General features: G+C 62.3%; 13 protein-coding genes and 1 tRNA gene. 7 read left to right on the plus strand and 7 right to left on the minus strand.

The genetic code is table 11. The features are described 5' to 3' along the window. The coding region (locus tag PF446_RS14220) for a HAMP domain-containing protein (protein ID WP_298072734.1) at positions 1–753 on the plus strand (753 nt) is incomplete at its 5' end. Positions 754–783: 30 nt separating this feature from the next. Here PF446_RS14220 and PF446_RS14225 read toward each other — a convergent pair. Together PF446_RS14225 and PF446_RS14230 are read right to left on the minus strand one after the other, a co-directional pair. Continuing rightward, complete coding sequence (locus PF446_RS14225; RefSeq protein ID WP_298072736.1) at positions 784–1,725, minus strand: LysM domain-containing protein; 942 nt, start codon at positions 1,723–1,725, stop codon at positions 784–786. Positions 1,726–1,752: 27 nt separating this feature from the next. After that, complete coding sequence (locus PF446_RS14230; protein WP_298072738.1) at positions 1,753–2,598, minus strand: PP2C family serine/threonine-protein phosphatase; 846 nt, start codon at positions 2,596–2,598, stop codon at positions 1,753–1,755. Positions 2,599–2,773: 175 nt separating this feature from the next. Here PF446_RS14230 and PF446_RS14235 point away from each other — a divergent pair, with 175 nt between their 5' ends. Beyond that, positions 2,774–3,610: a fructosamine kinase family protein gene (locus PF446_RS14235; RefSeq protein ID WP_298072740.1), complete on the plus strand. Its 837-nt coding sequence runs from the start codon at positions 2,774–2,776 to the stop codon at positions 3,608–3,610. Between the two features lie 36 nt (positions 3,611–3,646). Here PF446_RS14235 and PF446_RS14240 read toward each other — a convergent pair whose 3' ends face one another. The 3 genes from PF446_RS14240 to PF446_RS14250 all read right to left on the minus strand — a co-directional run bounded on the left by PF446_RS14240 (position 3,647) and on the right by PF446_RS14250 (position 7,586). Continuing rightward, positions 3,647–4,132 carry a peptidylprolyl isomerase gene (locus PF446_RS14240; protein ID WP_298072742.1) on the minus strand — a complete coding sequence of 162 codons (486 nt, stop codon included), beginning with the start codon at positions 4,130–4,132 and terminating at the stop codon, positions 3,647–3,649. A gap of 57 nt (positions 4,133–4,189) precedes the next feature. Beyond that, the gene (locus PF446_RS14245) at positions 4,190–5,458 is read right to left on the minus strand and encodes an MFS transporter (RefSeq protein WP_298072744.1); all 1,269 of its coding nucleotides are present in this window, start codon (positions 5,456–5,458) and stop codon (positions 4,190–4,192) included. A 163-nt stretch (positions 5,459–5,621) separates the two neighbouring features. Continuing rightward, positions 5,622–7,586 (minus strand): SUMF1/EgtB/PvdO family nonheme iron enzyme, encoded by a 1,965-nt coding sequence (locus tag PF446_RS14250; RefSeq protein ID WP_298072746.1) that lies wholly within the window; start codon positions 7,584–7,586, stop codon positions 5,622–5,624. A gap of 188 nt (positions 7,587–7,774) precedes the next feature. Between PF446_RS14250 and PF446_RS14255 the strand changes: the two genes are divergently transcribed. Further along, entirely contained in the window at positions 7,775–8,896 is a 1,122-nt protein-coding gene (locus PF446_RS14255) for an HRDC domain-containing protein (protein ID WP_298072748.1), read from the plus strand. Positions 8,897–8,962: 66 nt separating this feature from the next. Here PF446_RS14255 and PF446_RS14260 read toward each other — a convergent pair whose 3' ends face one another. Then, positions 8,963–9,406: a hypothetical protein gene (locus PF446_RS14260; protein ID WP_298072750.1), complete on the minus strand. Its 444-nt coding sequence runs from the start codon at positions 9,404–9,406 to the stop codon at positions 8,963–8,965. A 122-nt stretch (positions 9,407–9,528) separates the two neighbouring features. On the opposite strand from PF446_RS14260, the gene PF446_RS14265 reads away from it, so the two are divergent. After that, the gene (locus PF446_RS14265) at positions 9,529–10,806 is read left to right on the plus strand and encodes an IS110 family transposase (protein ID WP_298072752.1); all 1,278 of its coding nucleotides are present in this window, start codon (positions 9,529–9,531) and stop codon (positions 10,804–10,806) included. Positions 10,807–10,997: 191 nt separating this feature from the next. Here the strand turns inward: PF446_RS14265 and PF446_RS14270 are convergent, their stop codons facing one another. Beyond that, positions 10,998–11,798 carry a hypothetical protein gene (locus tag PF446_RS14270; protein ID WP_298072754.1) on the minus strand — a complete coding sequence of 267 codons (801 nt, stop codon included), beginning with the start codon at positions 11,796–11,798 and terminating at the stop codon, positions 10,998–11,000. A gap of 145 nt (positions 11,799–11,943) precedes the next feature. Between PF446_RS14270 and PF446_RS14275 the strand changes: the two genes are divergently transcribed. The 3 genes from PF446_RS14275 (at position 11,944) to PF446_RS14285 (ending at position 14,488) form a co-directional block, all read left to right on the plus strand. After that, positions 11,944–12,019, plus strand: a tRNA-Ala gene (locus tag PF446_RS14275). Between the two features lie 165 nt (positions 12,020–12,184). Further along, the gene (locus tag PF446_RS14280) at positions 12,185–13,444 is read left to right on the plus strand and encodes an integrase arm-type DNA-binding domain-containing protein (protein WP_298072756.1); all 1,260 of its coding nucleotides are present in this window, start codon (positions 12,185–12,187) and stop codon (positions 13,442–13,444) included. Positions 13,445–13,531: 87 nt separating this feature from the next. Further along, a complete protein-coding gene (locus PF446_RS14285; RefSeq protein WP_298072769.1) occupies positions 13,532–14,488 on the plus strand; it encodes a DEAD/DEAH box helicase family protein in 957 nt (318 codons plus the stop codon). The last annotated feature ends 81 nt before the right edge of the window (positions 14,489–14,569 follow it).

Consider the following 14,569-nt stretch of genomic DNA (forward strand, 5'->3'; position numbering starts at 1 on the left):
ATCTACTCCAAGCAAAGTACGGCCGTCACCGGACTCGCGCTGGACTACGGCAGTTCGCTGGGACGCATGATTGCCAATGAGTCGGCAGAAAACATGCTGCTCGGCGACCGTGCCGCCACACGGGCACTGGTCGAGGACATTTCGCGTAACCGCCAGATCCATTACCTTGCCGTCGCCGACCGCCAGGGCAAGGTCATCGCCAGCACGCTCAAGAGCGAAGTCGGCCAGCCCCAGCAAGACATCACCACGCAACACATCCTGTCGCATACCGACAATGTGGACAGTTACCGCGGACGCATCGCCGGCGATGCCAGCAGCAAACAGATGCTGCTATTCAACGCCCCCATCCGCTACCAGAACAAGCTCGTTGGAGACCTTCGTCTGGGCATCAGCAACGCCCCGTTGGATGCAGCACAGCAGACCACCCTGTGGGTCATCGTCACGGTTCTTGTGGTCACGCTGATCGCGGTTGTGGGCGCCGCGTACTGGCTGTTCCGAAGGCCGTTGGGCCTGCTGGAATTGCTCAGCGACGCACTGCTGCGTGTCGCTCGTGGCGACTATGAGCACCGTATCCGGCTGGTCCGGCGCGACGAGCTGGGACGCTTGTTCAACGCATTCAACATGATGAACGAATCGCTGGAAAGTCGCGCTGAAGCGCCACGCACTCCCCTCCAGGCCGTGAACGTCGAAGAGGTCGTTCAACCTACCGAGATTCTGTCGATGCATACGCCCACGGAACGCGAAGAGGAATAGATCGGAGACGCCTTGGCCGCGCTGCCTGACTCAAAGCTGCTTGAGGCGACTCTTGAGCTCCTTCGCACGGGCCCGGTAGATCACTGCCGGCTCGTAGTTGGGATCGATCGCCAGCACCTGGTCCCACAGGGCGATGGCCTGGTTCAGTTTCTGGTCGCGATAGAGCACGATCGCACGCTGGTGATAGGAGGCGATCAGGTCCTTGCGCAAGGCCTTTTCCTTGCTCCCATCGGGCGGCAACGTGGGGTCAAGCTGCAAGGCCTGACCCAGTCTCGCCATCGCCTTCGATTTTTGTCCCTGGTCGAGCAGATGCAGACTCTGGTCCTGGAGTGCACGGGCATTGGCAAGGCGTGTTTGGGGCGTGTCGGCCTGCTTTGCCGGAGATTCGTCAGCCGGGCCTGCATTGCCACCCTGCCCCGGAATCGAAGGGTTGGCCTCGGCTTTATCCATGGCGGCGACCGGCAAACGCACCACCTGCCCCACCCTGAGCAGCGACGGATTCTCCGAATCATTGTAGCGGGCCAGGATCAGGAACCGGCTCGAGTCTCCCAAGTAATGCTCCGCAAGCGTGCTGTAGGACTCGCCTGGTTGAACGACATGCGGTACCGAGCGTTGGCCCAGCATCTTGTGCGGATCCACCGTCAACTGCCGCATCATGTCTTTCGCTGCATGATCCTCGGGATGGGCATGAAGGTATTCACCGAGCATCTGCCGTCCCTTGGTGTAATGCCCGACGACGAGCTGGTTGTTGATGATGTTCTTGAGCGAAAGCGATGTGTCGACCGGCATCTGCGGAGCGTTCGCAGTGTCCGGCGTGCGCTGGATTCGGGCGGCGAGCTTGTCCTGGTGCAGCAGGTTACCGACCTTCTGCACCTGAGCGCATCCGGACAGCACCACCACGGCCACCAGACCGCTGGCTAAAAGATTTCGCAACCGCAGCTTGCGGCTGCTGTGAAATTCCAGAGGAGACATGCCGGGGGAAACTCCAGGACCGATCGATCAGGCAACTGCATCACCGCGGCGGCCCGCCACGGTGTCGGAGATTGTAGACCACATTTGTGCACCGAGCCGGCGGAACCGACCCGCATCCGAGGTACGCGCCAGGACCACGGCAGCATTGTCGGAATCATCACCACCGCGCTCCAGCGCCACGGCAAGGAGTTCACGCATGGCCTGCTGGTGGTCGTCGCGACTGGCCATTTGTCCCAGTTCGCGCGTGGTCAGATGCTCCCAGATGCCGTCGCTGCACAACACGAAGGTCTGTCCGGGGTGCAGCATGGACCCGCCATGCTCGACTTCGGGCGGCACGTCACCACCCAGTCCGCGCAACAACTTGTGCTGATCCGGATCCTTGGGAATCTGCTCCGGTCGGATTTGACCACGGGTCACCTTGAGTTGCGCAAGGCTGTGGTCCAGCGTTCGCTCCGTGCATCGACTGCCCATGAAGCAATACAGGCGGCTGTCGCCCACATGCACCCAACTGGCACGGTCGCCGCGAAGAAGCAGCGCGACAATGGTCGAATGCGGTTCACCGTACATCAGCGCCTGACGCCGCCGAATCAGTTCCTCGTGGGCTTCCTGGCAAAGGATTTCCAGAAACATGGGCGCGGGTTGCGAACGCCAAAGATCTTCATTCCACAGTCGGCGTGCAACGGCGATCACGCCCTCGGCGGCCAGTTCGCCTGCACCATCCCCGCCCATGCCATCGGCCACCACCAACAGGGAAGTGCCCTCGTTCGAATCATTCAGGCATACAAGCGCGTCCTGCTGAGCCTCGCGGCCACCACGTGCGCGGCCGGCACTGATTCGAGGAAAGCTCAGGTATTCGATATCGGCATCCGTCATGCGCACCCCCCCCCTTTTGGCTGTGCCCGTCCATAGACGACAAAGCCATGTGCATGTCCCGAGTATAGCCCTCGTGAAGGCTTCGTCGCAGCACCCGAGCTCAGCTGACTTTGAAAATCACGACTCCGTCATGGGAGGCTTGCATCCTCGGCCCCAGACGATCCAGTGCAACACGATGAACAAAGGCGATTTTCCTGTGGACTGGCCTGTCGATGAAGGCATTCACCGCGTGCGCATGCGCGATGGCCGCAGCGCCCTGCTGAAACGGCGATCCGGCATGCCCCCGTCATTTTTTGAAAGCGAATCGCTCGGCCTGGGCATGCTGGCCGAAGCGCGTGCGTTGCGGGTGCCAGAAGTTTGGTCGATTGGACACGATCATCTGCTGCTCGAGGATCTCGGCACGGGCACCCCGGAGAAGGACTATGCCAGCAACGCAGGCAAAGGGCTGGCCCGACAGCACCAGGTCCGTGGGGATACCTTCGGCCTTGGGCATGATGGCTGGTGCGGTGACTCCCCGCAGGACAATACCCCCGACACTCAAGGGGCGCGTTTCTTTGCGCAACGCCGGCTGCTGCCGCAGGCCCGTCGCGCGCACCAGTCGGGACGACTGGACGCATCCGACCTCGCCCGCGTGGATCGACTGACCCGACGTCTGCCCGACCTGATTCCGGAGCATCCAGCGGTGCTGTTGCATGGCGATTTATGGAGTGGGAACCTGCACTGCTGCGGCAACGGCGAGCCCGCCCTCATCGATGCCGGTGCTGCGCATTTTGGCTGGGCCGAAGCCGACCTTGCCATGCTGACGCTGTTCGGCGATCCAGGAGCCGATTTCTTTGCTGCCTACCGCGAGCACACCGCTCTGGACCGGGACTGGCGCGAGCGGGCGCCGCTGTACAATCTCTACCACCTGCTCAATCACCTGAACCTCTTCGGTGGCGCTTACCTGGCACAGGTTCAATCGATTCTGCGCCGCTTCACGGCGGTTTCCCGGTCCAGTGACCACAGCGCGTGAGCCGGCTCCTGCACGCGCCAGACAGAACCGTGCATCTCAGTGTGCGTGACCACCCGGTCCGTGGGCATGCCCGTGCTCGAGTTCTTCTGGCGTTGCCGGACGCACATCGATCATCTCGATATCAAAATGCAGCGTCTTGCCGGCCAACGGATGGTTGAGGTCGACATCGATGGTGGTCATGCCGACTTTGTGTACGGTGACCTGCCGCTGGCCGCCTTCCTTGAGTTGCAGCACGGTCGTCATGCCGGGCTTGAGCCGGGCGGCCTGCTGAAAGTATTTCTTGGACATGCGCTGGGTCCGTCCTTCATGGCGCTCACCATAGGCTTCCTCCGGCGCCAGATCGACTGCAAAGGCATCACCCGCTGCATGACCTTGCATGGCTTTTTCCATGCCGGCAATCAACTGACCCCGACCCAGCAACACCTGCAGAGGCTCGCCATTGTCGCGCGAACTCTCCACCTGTGCGCCATCGGTGGACAGCACGTAGTGAAACGAAACAACCTGGTCTTTATCGGCTTTCATGGGAAGCGGCTTGCCTGCATCGGAAAGCGCGCATCATAGCCGCGTGATCAGCTGCCGTCATGTACTGCCGGCACCGAAATGCCGCCCACGCGCCTCTGGACCCAGCCAGGCCAGCATCGCCAGAAGCAGCGCCACCGCAACCAGCCAGGCCGCCATGACCGTGGCGTAGTTGCCGCCCAGCCGAACGGCCAGCATCGACTGCACCGTGGCCGTGGCCGCCGCCAGCAGGTTGCCCAGTTGATAGGCGAAACCCGGAAGCGTGCCGCGCACCGGGGCCGGGGCCAGTTCGTTGAGATGACTGGGCACGATGCCCCATGCGCCCTGAACCATCACCTGGATGAGAAACGCCCCCGCGCCCAGCAATACCAGCGAACCGATGGGCGCGCTCCAGCCCAGCCACGGCGCCAGCCGGTTGCCGTACATCCACAAAGGCACCACCGGAATGGCCAGCAGTGCCGCCGCGATGATGGCGCGCCGTCGTCCGATATGCTCCGACCAGGCACCGAACGCCAAACCGCCGACGATGGCGCCTACGTTGAGCAGCATGGTCAGCACCGTTACCGTGCCGGGGCCCATGTGCAGCTGGGCCTTGAGGAAGGTGGGGTACATGTCCTGCGAGCCGTGGCTGAACATGTTGAAGGCGCCCATCAGCACCATCATGAACACGAACAGGCCCCAGTGCCCGCGCATGGCCTCGAACACGTTCTGCTTGTGGCGTTCGGCGGCGCCCGAGGTCCATGCCGGCGACTCGGGTACCTTCAAGCGCAGGTACAACACCAGCAGTGCCGGAAGCGCGCCGACCACGAACATCCCGCGCCAGCTGAAACCCAAAACATCGGTCACCAGCCAATAGGCCAGCGCACCCAGGAAATAGCCGAACGGGTAGCCGCTTTGCAGCAGACCCGAAACCGCGCCGCGTGCCCTGACCGGGATGCTTTCCATCGCCAGCGCCGCACCGATACCCCATTCGCCACCCATGGCGATGCCGAACAGGAACCGCAGCACCAGCAATACGGTCAGCGAGGGGGCGAACGCGCAGGACAGTTCCAGCACGGAAAACAGCGCCACGTCCACCATCAAGACCGGACGCCGCCCGAATCGGTCGGCCAGGCGGCCGAAGATCAAGGCGCCCAGCGGGCGTGCCGCCAGCGTCAGCAGGATACCGAACGACACCGCCGTGGTGGTCGTGCCGAACTCCTTCGCCACGTTGTCCAGCACGAACACCAGAAGGAAGAAATCGAAGGCATCCAGCGTCCAGCCGAGGAAGCTGGCGAGAACGGTGTGGCGCTGTTCGGCATTGAGCGCGCGAAGTGTGGCAAAGGCCATGGCACCCCCTCAATATCGCAACCAAAACGACTCGATGGAGCCTAGCACGGTCATACGCCCTGCCAGGACACCCCGCCTGCCGCCATGGTCCGCGCAACGGCTTTCCATGCGGGGCACCGATAATGCGCCTGCCAGCAGTCTCGGCATCCCGCACGCTCGGGGCCTACAGATCGCGCGCCACGCGAAACCCGACGCGGCCGCTGCGCGTGTCCGGATCGGCCGAAAGCCTGAATGCAGAGCGCGCCTGCGGCGGTGAACTGGCCCACGAGGCGCCTCGGATCATGCGCAGCGAACAGCCTGGATTCACCCAGGCGCTACCGTCGCGCGGCGCGCGCGTGTAGTTTTCATGCCAGCAGTCCTGGACCCACTCGGACACATTGCCGTCGATGTCATACAAACCGAACGGATTGGCCACGAAATGGCCCACCGGTGCATCACCCCAATAGCCATCGCGGTAATCCTTGAAAGCATTCGTCCAGCTGCGCTGCAACGACGAACGGTCCCTGCTTCCGGCGAGGTTCTCGACCGCCCGGCGCGGTGTTCCCGAGCCCCACCAATACGGCGTCGTGGTTCCGCCACGCATCACATACTCGTACTCCGCTTCACTGAGAAGGCGATAGTTCTTGCCGGTGTGCTTTGACAACCACTGGGCATAGGCCACGGCATCATTCCACGACACATTGACCACGGGATCGTCGCCCGAGGAAGGACGGCCTGCGTAATTATCCTTCCAGGTAGCATCCGGGTCGTCGCGAATGGTACCTCTGCGGCCATCGTAGATACGCGCGCCATGCAGGCGCACGGAATCGGGGATGTAACCGCTGTCGCGAACAAATTCGCGAAACTGCGCCACCGTGATCTCGGTTCTGGCCACCGCCAGGCCCTTGTTGATGTCGACCTGGTGCAGCGGGGATTCATTCGCCAGGTGACCGGCGCTGCTGTCGGGTGATCCCATCATGAAGCTACCCGTGGGAATGACCACCATGTCCGGGCCGTTGCCGCTGATGTCGACATAGCTGTCAGTGAACTGTTGTCCTGGATGATAGTTGGCGTAGACCTTTGCATTGTGCAGGCGTTGATCGAACTTGCTGATGCCCGGCACGTCCGGACTGATGGCCAGCGCCTGGTCACGAAGCTTACTGGCCAGCGCGAGATCGCCACCATCCAGGGCTGTACTGGCCTGCTGCAAAAGGGTCACCGAGCGCTCTCGACGAATACCCTCGATGCGCCCGCGAATGTCCTGCAACGCGTTCGAGTCCGGATCCACATCGGCCGCCTTGGCCAGTGCATCATCGGCGCCGGAAAAATCATCCTGAGCCACGGCACCCAGTGCCTTGTCCAGCAGGTTGCGCTGGATTCGCTGGATGCCCTTCTGCGCCACATTGTTGCCCGGATCGATGCCCAGCACCTTGCGGTAATAGGCCAGTGCATTGTTGTCCTTAGGCGTCAGGTCAGACCCCTTGGCCTCCAGAACGGCGGCCTGCGTCAACAAAGGTCGGACCTGCTGCAGGGTTTCCAGACTGCGCTGCAGCCGCTTGTCATCCTCGGCAGTATCCGGGAGCTGGCGCAAGGCACCCAGGCTGACCCGAGCGGCATCGGCGTCACCCGCTGCCAGGTCCTGCTGGATTTCGGCGACCAGTCGCTCATGCACGCGTTTCAGGCCAGCTTGGGCGCGCACGCTGTCGGGATGGTTCTTGAGCACCTGGGTATAAAGGCTGAGCGCACTGTTCGCATCACCCGTGAGGTTACCCTTGGACAAGGCACGTTCGGCGCGATTGAACAACGCCGTCTGCGCCGGCGTGGTCTTGACTGCGGCCACTGAAGCGGCACGGGCAACTGCGGTGCTGGACGTGGCAGCGGGTTTCATCCGTGCGGCCACGACTGCGCTCGGTGCAAGCGCGAGCGGCGGACCCGCATCCAGCTGCGTGTCGCTTGCCTGCGGGCGTTGTTCGAAACCCAGGGGCGGAGGTTGCCCGGGGAAGGAGTTGCTCACCTGCAGTTGGTCATTGCCTTGCTGCACGTGAAGAATCGAGGGGAAGAAGTGGTACACCATGGCCAGCCCCAGCAAAGCCACCCCCACCACGCCGCCGATGGCGCGCTGACGACGTTCGGATTTACTACTGGGCATGGAGGTCCTCGCGGGCACAGGGCCGTCTTGCACAGGATACCCGGACCAACGGACATGCCAAGCCTTCGATGGCCTGTTATCGTGCGCCCTCTGTTCCGGTCACAGTCCGATATCGCTGTCCGGCAACAATGGCACGCAACGCGTGCCCGGTAAACTTCACTGACGCACCCTGCCCGGATCCCATCCGCTTGAACCCATCCAATCCCCACTCCCCGCATACCGACGCCCTCTGGATTGCTGACCGCGATGGCCTGGATGCGTGGCTTGCCCATGTCAACGGACTGCTGGCCGTCGACACCGAGTTCATGCGCACCAACACCTATTACGCCCGGCTGGCGTTGATCCAGCTCGCGCATGCGGGACGCTATGCCCTGGTCGATCCACTGGCCCTGCATCCCGGACAGTCCCTGTCGCGCATGGACGAACGTGATGCGCCCACCTGGATCATGCACAGCCCCAGCGAGGACCTCGAAGTCCTGGCACCGCTGCTGCCCCACGGACCCGGAAACCTGTTCGACACCCAGCTCGCCGCCGCCTTCGTCGGCATGGGTCTGGGCACCAGTTACCGCACTCTGGTGGAAACCTTCTGCGGAGTGTTCCTGGACAAGGGCGAAACCCGCTCCAACTGGATGCAGCGACCGTTGACAGACTCGCAACTCGAATACGCCACGCTGGACGTGGTCTATCTGCACGCCATCCATGAAAACCTGCAGCAACAACTCATCGAGCGCGACCGTATGACCTGGTTCCAGGCCGACTGCGAACGCTTGAAGCAGCGTACCGGCGACCGTGCCAGCGACGAGCAGCCGCAACGCAGCCTGCGCGGCGCATCCAGCTGGCCTCGAGAGCGCCAGGCCCTGCTGCGGCGCGTGCTGCTGTGGCGCGAAGCCACCGCGCGCGAACTCGATCAGCCGCGCCCATGGCTGCTGCAGGATGCGCAGATCATGTCGCTGGCGGAGGACATCCCCGGCTCCACCAGTGCGCTGGCCGAACGTACCCGCGGCCAGCGCGCACTGCGCGGTCCGCAGCGCAAGACGCTGCTGGATGTGTTGCATCAGCCGGTCACTGACCAGGAGATGCAGGCCACGGCACCCATCCCCGCCGCGCTGGACAGCACCGGCAAGCGCGCGCTCAACGCCATGAAACAGGACGTAAACCGCCTGGCCGAACAACTCGATCTACCCCCCGGCCTGCTCGCCGCGCGCAAGATGCTGGAGGAGTACATCGCCACGTGGACATGGCCGGACGCACTGCAAGGCTGGCGCCACGACCTCCTGCACGAACAACTCTCCGCCCACCTCCCAGGCTGACTTCCGCATCCGGCCTATAGCACATTCCAATAGTGAAATGAGCCTGAGCGAGACAGTTCAGTCAGGTCAGGCGGCTTTTTTGCTCTTGATGCGTTGGAACAGCTTTTCGCGTGCGCGGTTGAGTTGTTCGGCGGCTTGGTTGTCGGTCATGGTGCGGGCCAACGTGTCGAGTTCAGGGAAGGTCACCTCGGGCTTGAGAAAGGTGTTTGCGTTGGGGATGGCCTTGAGCTTTTCGTAAGGCGTGTTCATGTGCTCGTAGCGATAGCGACGGCGTTGCCGGCCTTTGTCGTCGATGATGACCTCAGGGAAGAAGCACGGTCGGTGGTAGTTGAGATAGGGCGTGAGGTGGTCGCGCAAGAAGTCGTTGACGATCTGCGCGTGGTGGCTGGGAATGTGGCTGTAGCCCAGATGCTTGCGCACGACGGAGGCGTTCTTGGATTCGACCAGGGCGTTGTCGTTGGTGCGCCGCGCCCGGGACTTGGTGAACTCGATGCGCAGCTTCTCCAGCATGGTGGCCAGTTGGTAGTTGATGTACTCCGACCCATAGTACCTGTGGAAACATGTCTAGTTGGGCAGTCACCATCGAGAGGATCATCCTGAGGGTTCTCACACGCCACAGGAGATCATCGACGATGACTGCCCGAGAAGAGATTACGCCTGCCACCACCTGGGTGGCGATTGATGTCGCCAAGCGCACCCACGCCGTTCTGATTGAGACGCGGGACGGTAAGCAGAAGCGCTTCAGGATGGACAGCACGCAGGAAGACCACCAGCGCCTGGTTGCACTCTTGCATTCCTATCCGGCGCCAGTTCGCGTGGCGCTGGAAGCTACAGGTGATTATCACCGGACATTGGCCTATCGCCTGCTGCAGGAAGGCTTCGAGGTGTGCCTGGTCTCTTCGGTTGCCGGGGCCCGCTATCGCGAGGCGTTGTTCAACTCATGGGACAAGAACGATCCGAAAGACGCCTTCGTCATCCTGGCTTTGCTGAAGCAGGGAATCACCCAGCGCTTCGTCGATCCGCTGATTGCAGGTCATCACGGGTTGCAGGAGCTGTCCAAGACGCACTACCAAATCAGCTTGGCGCGGACCCGGCTGCAGCATAGCCTTCTGACGCATTACCTGCCGCTGTATTTTCCCGAGATCGAGCGCTACTTCCACACCACGCAGGCAGCCTGGCTAGCGCAGTTCCTGCTGCGCTTTCCAACGGCTGCATCGGTGCGTGCGCTACCGTTCGAGGCGTTCCAGCGCGAGGCTTGGAACATCGTGGGCCGCAAGGTCAACAAGCGGACATGGATCCGGGAGTTGTACGACGCGGCATGTACCAGCGTCGGCCTGCCGGTTGACGATGACGACATCGCCATCGAGACCTTCCGCCTTCAGCTGCGGCGCTACCAGCAACTGATCGAACAACGTAAGGCCTTGGTCGAGACCGCCCATCGCTTGCTGCAAGGTCGCCCGGATTACGAGTCGCTGTGCTCCTTGCCCGGCATCGGACCGGTGCTCGCGCTGACCATCCTGGCCGAAGCGGGCGACCTGCGGCGCTTCGCCCACCATCGACAGTTTCTCAAGTACTGCGGCCTGGATCTGGCCAAGTGCCAGTCCGGCCAGTGCCGGGGACAGGAGAAGCTGTCCAAGCGCGGCAACGCGCGCCTGCGCTTTGCGTTCTGGTTCGCGGCCACTGTCGCCGTGCGCATGCGCGAGAACAGCTTCCGCGAGAAGTACGAACGCTACATCCGGCCCGATCCGCTCAACGCCGACCGCAAACGCAAAGCACTCACCGCCGTGGCGGCCAAGATGGCGCGGGTCGCCTACAGCCTCGTCAAACACCAAGCCAGTTATCGCTGTTACTTCGAAACGAGTTTACCCCGTGGATCGACCCCTCTCTGTAGGGCCGTTGGGACCGCTTAGGATCCTGTAGATAATGTTCGGGCCTTCCACGGAACCCCATGCTGTTTTAGGTACGGTCGAGGCCGTTCACCGGACCTCGTGTTCATTATGGTTAGATCAGGGGATCTTCTTGATCGTGGAAGCTCACGGGCATCTTTCGATAGCAACTGGCAGTCAGAAAGGGCGTCCAAGGCGGCCTCGAATGCACTTGCCTATACGTCAGAACTTGACTCCGCAGTTAGAACGTTGTCGGAATGGAAGCCACGCACGACGAATGGAAACGCCTCCAGAGCCTGCTGCAGGGCGGGAATGAGGAAGTGCTCGCTGATGCGTTCGACGGCGACGACGACCTCGAATTGCGTGACCGCATCGACCAGGTTGATGACGTACAGCCCCTTGATGCCATCCCAGTCGCCTTGGTGTACTGAGTCCACGCGCAGGTAACCGGGTTGGCCGTCCGGTTGCGGTCGACGCCGCTCGCCGATGGGCACATTACGCGGCCGGGTTGGCTCATGGTGGCCGCGCTGACGCTGGTAGCCGGCGCTGGCCCGCAGGTTGTACAAATGGGCTACGGAGATCTTCGCCAGACGCGCATAGGCTGGGTCACCAAACATCGTGGCTGCACGCTCGGCGAGCTTCTTGGTGGCCGGCTCGGACAATTGCTGGTGCAGGCGATCCAGAGTCACCAACGCGTTGATGTCGGCGGCGGTATAGCGCCGCGCAAAGGGTTGTACGGGTGGCCCACGCCGGTCGGTGATCCGCCGCGCGTGACGCCATTGCCCGATCAGTCGCGTCAGCTGGGCTCGCGAGTAGCCGGTGACCTTGCGTAGGTAGGTCTGCAGCAAGCCCTTGTCGGCCCGCTTGAGCGCCTCGTAGCGGAACTGGCGCAGCGTGGCCTCCAGCCAGCGATAGCGCTCCTCGGCCTCCGGTGCGGTGAACGTCACGGTGGCGTTGCCGTCGAGAAACGCACGAACCTCGTCCAGCGAGGTCAGCGATTGAGTATGCAAGGTCACGATCATCCTCCAAGGATGACCTGACGCCGAATCGCTCAGGCTCATGTGTCGTTGGAATCACGACACCTCCTCTAGGCTCATGTGTCATTGGAAGAGGCTCCTATTGGCGCGCTCCCGCCACGCTGCTAGAATGCGCCGCTTACGTGGGGCGGTAGCTCAGCTGGGAGAGCGTCGCGTTCGCAATGCGAAGGTCGGGAGTTCGATCCTCCTCCGCTCCACCATTTACACATCCAGCAACGTCCAAAGAAGGCCGGAAACCCTAGCAACAGCAACGGTTCCGGCCTTTTTTGTGTCCAGCGCCGTCCGGGGCCAACCATTGCAATCCGGGGCCAAGTGGGGCCAACATAGGTGCCAACAGCACATGCAGCCGCGAGGGTTGGCCCCAAATGCTCACAGACACCGCTATCCGCAAAGCCAAGCCCGGCATGAAGCAGGACGGACAAACGACAACGAAGTCCTACACCATGGGCGACGCTGGCGGCCTTGCCTTGGAAGTCTCCCCGGCTGGCGGCAAATGGTGGCGATTCAAATATCGCTACGGCGGCAAACAGAAGCGGCTCTCGCTTGGCACCTATCCCGACACCAGCCTGAAGGATGCCCGCGACAAGCGCGACGCGGCACGCAAACTGCTGGCCGCTGGCGTGGACCCTGCGGAACAGCGCAAGGCCGAAAAACTGGCAGGCAACGAGCGGGCCGCCAACAGCTTTGAAGTGGTCGCGCGCGAATGGTTTGCCAAGCAATCGCCGCAATGGGCAGAAAATCACGCCAGCAAGATCATCCGCCGCCTGGAACGTGACCTGTTCCCATGGATCGGCGCACGTCCTATTGCCGACATCACGGCCCCGGAACTGCTGAAGGTCCTGCAACGCATCGAAGACCGCGGCGCCATCGAGACAGCCCACCGGGCGGTCCAGAACTGCGGTCAAGTATTCCGCTATGCGATCCAGACTGGGCGCGCCAAACGCGATCCCGCCGCTGATCTACGCGGCGCATTGACCCCATGGAAACCCGTCCACTTCGCCAGCATCACCGATCCGGTGAAGGTGGGCGAACTTCTGCGCGCCATGGACAAGTTACATGCCGGCCTGATCGTCAAATCAGCCCTGCGCATTGCTCCGCTGCTGTTCGTGCGCCCCGGCGAGCTGCGCAACGCCGAGTGGGCCGAAATGGATCTGGACGCGGCCGAGTGGAATATCCCCGCCGAACGCATGAAGATGCGCCAGCCACATCTGGTGCCGCTATCCACGCAAGCTGTGGCGATCCTGCGCGACCTGTACGCGCTGACCGGCAGCGGCCCGCATGTATTCCCCGGCCGCACACAGCGCACCACCATGAGCAACAACGCCGTGCGGCTGGCCCTGCGCCGCATGGGCTACGGAAAGGATGACATGAGCGGCCACGGCTTTCGCGCCATGGCCCGCACAATCCTGGACGAAGTGCTGCACGTTCGCCCAGACTACATCGAACACCAGTTGGCCCACGCGGTACGAGACCCCAACGGCCGCGCCTATAACCGTACGGCACACCTGCCCGAGCGCCGCGCCATGATGCAGCAATGGGCGGATTATCTGGACACGCTCAAGGCCGGCGGCAACGTGGCGCCAATCAAGCGCAAGGAAAGCTGCCCGTTTAAACCTCCGGCATGAAGTGCAACACTGGCCGATCTGTACCCAGTGCGCCCCATACCGACCTGTCAAATTGGCTCCAGCCATTCAAAGGACTGACGCTTTCCCATGCCGACCACCTCACAGACTGCACTGACCCGCCTGCTGGACAGCTACCGCAACGCCTCCCGCTCGGAACGCGAAAAGGGCACCTACTTTGAAGAGCTGATCGTCTGCTACCTCAAAAACGAGGCCAGCTACCGGGATTTGTACAGCCATGTGTGGACCTACGCCGACTGGGCACGGCAACAGGGTTTGGACGCGCGCGATACTGGCATCGATTTGGTGGCACAGACCGCAGGCACCAACGAGTTCCACGCCATTCAGTGCAAGCTGTACGCGGAAGACTACAAGCTCCAGAAAAAAGATATCGACAGCTTTTTCACCGCGTCCGGCAAGCGACCATTCACCCAGCGCATCATCGTCAGCACCACCAACCACTGGAGTGAACACGCCGAAGAAGCCATTCGCGACCAGCAACCGCCGGTCAGCAAGATCGACCTGTACGACCTGGAAAACAGCCAGATTGAATGGGCCACCTACCAGCCCGAAGCAGAACCGGTACTCAAGTCCAAGAAACAACTGCGCGATCACCAGCAAAGCGCGTTGAAGGCAGTCACCGAAGGCCTGCGCCAGGCCGAGCGCGGCAAGCTGATCATGGCCTGCGGCACCGGCAAGACGCTGGCCAGCCTGAAAATGGCCGAAGCCATCGCCGGTGCGGGTGGCCGCGTGCTGTTTCTGGTGCCCAGCCTGTCACTGCTATCGCAAACACTTACAGAATGGACGCAGGAGAGCGAAACACCGCTGCACAGCTTCGCCGTGTGTTCGGATACCGCAGTCGGCAAGAAGCGCAAGAAAAACGACGAAACCGTCATTATGCTCAAGCACGAGCTGCGCTACCCCGCCACCACATCCGCGGCCAAGCTGGCCGAGGAAATGCGCACACGTCACGACGCCCAGCACATGAGCGTGGTGTTCTCCACCTACCATTCCGTAAGAGACTTCCCGTCAATACCGTCCGCTTGATGCTCTTGCCTTGAGCTTTCAGGCTTTCGCTGGTCCTCAAGTTGTCCTCTGTCTTGCGTCGTGCTTGTCAGTGCTTGTGGC

The sequence above is a fragment of the Oleiagrimonas sp. genome (genome assembly GCF_027858935.1).
GTDB lineage: Bacteria > Pseudomonadota > Gammaproteobacteria > Xanthomonadales > Rhodanobacteraceae > Oleiagrimonas.

What these genes read in the sequence shown, in the direction of transcription:
- PF446_RS14225 (WP_298072736.1), bottom strand. Translation starts at nt 1,725, where the DNA reads ATGTCTCCTCTGGAATTTCACAGCAGCCGCAAGCTGCGGTTGCGAAAT.
- PF446_RS14230 (WP_298072738.1), bottom strand. Translation starts at nt 2,598, where the DNA reads ATGACGGATGCCGATATCGAATACCTGAGCTTTCCTCGAATCAGTGCC.
- PF446_RS14235 (WP_298072740.1), top strand. Translation starts at nt 2,774, where the DNA reads ATGAACAAAGGCGATTTTCCTGTGGACTGGCCTGTCGATGAAGGCATT.
- PF446_RS14240 (WP_298072742.1), bottom strand. Translation starts at nt 4,132, where the DNA reads ATGAAAGCCGATAAAGACCAGGTTGTTTCGTTTCACTACGTGCTGTCC.
- PF446_RS14245 (WP_298072744.1), bottom strand. Translation starts at nt 5,458, where the DNA reads ATGGCCTTTGCCACACTTCGCGCGCTCAATGCCGAACAGCGCCACACC.
- PF446_RS14250 (WP_298072746.1), bottom strand. Translation starts at nt 7,586, where the DNA reads ATGCCCAGTAGTAAATCCGAACGTCGTCAGCGCGCCATCGGCGGCGTG.
- PF446_RS14260 (WP_298072750.1), bottom strand. Translation starts at nt 9,406, where the DNA reads ATGCTGGAGAAGCTGCGCATCGAGTTCACCAAGTCCCGGGCGCGGCGC.
- PF446_RS14265 (WP_298072752.1), top strand. Translation starts at nt 9,529, where the DNA reads ATGACTGCCCGAGAAGAGATTACGCCTGCCACCACCTGGGTGGCGATT.
- PF446_RS14280 (WP_298072756.1), top strand. Translation starts at nt 12,185, where the DNA reads ATGCTCACAGACACCGCTATCCGCAAAGCCAAGCCCGGCATGAAGCAG.
- PF446_RS14285 (WP_298072769.1), top strand. Translation starts at nt 13,532, where the DNA reads ATGCCGACCACCTCACAGACTGCACTGACCCGCCTGCTGGACAGCTAC.